At 68.4% G+C, this 1,547-nt stretch carries 1 protein-coding gene; it reads right to left on the bottom strand.

Annotated elements, in window-relative coordinates; translation table 11 throughout:
* The coding region (locus ACZ6CL_RS42945) for a glycoside hydrolase family 2 TIM barrel-domain containing protein (protein WP_468947020.1) at window positions 1-1,547 on the bottom strand (1,547 nt) is incomplete at both ends.

Raw genomic sequence — 1,547 nt, 5'->3', positions numbered from 1 at the left:
CAGACCTCGACGTCCTCGCCCGGCCGGTAATCGGTCCAGTTCATCGGAACGAGGTGGACCATCGGTTCGCTGGTCCACTGGCTCTTGAACAGGTGATACGCGTCCTTGGGGAATCCGGCCGTGTCCACCGCGCCGAAGAAGGACGCCTTCACCGGGAACACCTTGTACGGCGTGGGCTCACCGATGTAGTCGATGCCCGACCACAGGAACTGCCCGGCCAGGTACGGGCGGTCCCGCTCCTTCTTCAGCTCGTACTCGCCGCTGGCCGCCCAATTGACGATGTTGTTGTCGTAGCTGGAGGCCTCGCGCTTGCCCGGGGTCTGGTTCTCGGCCGTGTTGAGGTGCTCGGGCTCCTGGTACGCCCCGCGCGAGGAGGTCGCGGAGGAGGTCTCGGACTCGAACAGGAACAGCCGTGGATAGCGGGCGTGCAGCGCGTCGGCCGACGAGGCGGTGTTGTAGTTGAGGCCCAGCCCGTCGACCTTGGCGAGCATCAGGTCGGCGGGGGAGCCGGGTGCGGGCGGGCCGCCTCGGTACTTGTTGGAGCCGATCACGATCGGCCGGGTGTCATCGGCCGCCTTGATGGCGTCGATGATCCGCTGGGCCATGGCAAGCCCCGGTGTGCTGGTCGAATCGGTGATCTCGTTGCCGATGGACCACATGATGACCGAGGGGGAGTTGCGGGCCGCGCCGACCATCTCGGCGGTGTCCGCCTCGCAGTACTCGTCGAAGAAGCGGCCGTAGTCATGGGCGGTCTTGCCGGTGCGCCAGCAGTCGAAGGCCTCGACCATCATGACGATGCCGAGCCGGTCGCACACCTCGACCACCTCGGGCGCGGGCGGATTGTGCGAGGTGCGCAGGGCGTTGACGCCCATGCTCTTCATGATGGTCATCTGACGCACGAACGCGTCGGTGCTGAACGCGGCGCCGAGCGCGCCGAGGTCGTGGTGGAGGTTGACGCCCTGGAGCTTGGTGTACTCGCCGTTGAGGGTGAGCCCCTGGTCGGGGTCGATGGTGACGTGGCGGATGCCGAAGGGGGTGCGGTAGCGGTCGGTGGTCCGGTCGCCGACCCGCAGTTCGGTCTCCAGGGTGTAGCGCACCGGGGTGTCGAAGGACCACAACGCCGGTCGGTCGACGGTGAGTTCCTGGGTGGCATCGCGCGTGGCGCCCGCGCCGACGCTGAGAGCCGAGCGGGCCCGAGTGACCGTACGCCCGTCCGGGCCCTTGACCGTGGAGACGACCGTGACGGCCTGGTCCTCGTCCGAGGCGTTGACCACGCTGGTGCGCGCCCGCACGGTGGCGTGGTCTTCGCGCAGGGTGGTGGCGAGGCCGGGGGTGGTGACGTACGTACCCCAGCGGGCCACGTGCACGGGGTCGGTGACGATGAGCCGGGCGTGGCGGTAGATGCCGCTGCCCGAGTACCAGCGGCTGCTGGGCAGCTGGTTGCGGACCTTCACGGCGAGGACGTTGGGGGTGGCGCCGTCGGTGTGCACCACATCGGTCAGATCGAGGGCGAACCCGGTGTAACCGTAGGGGTGGTTGCCGATGAG

Source organism: Streptomyces sp. NPDC041200, from assembly GCF_055591805.1.
This window is presented reverse-complemented; position numbering and strand designations above follow the sequence as displayed.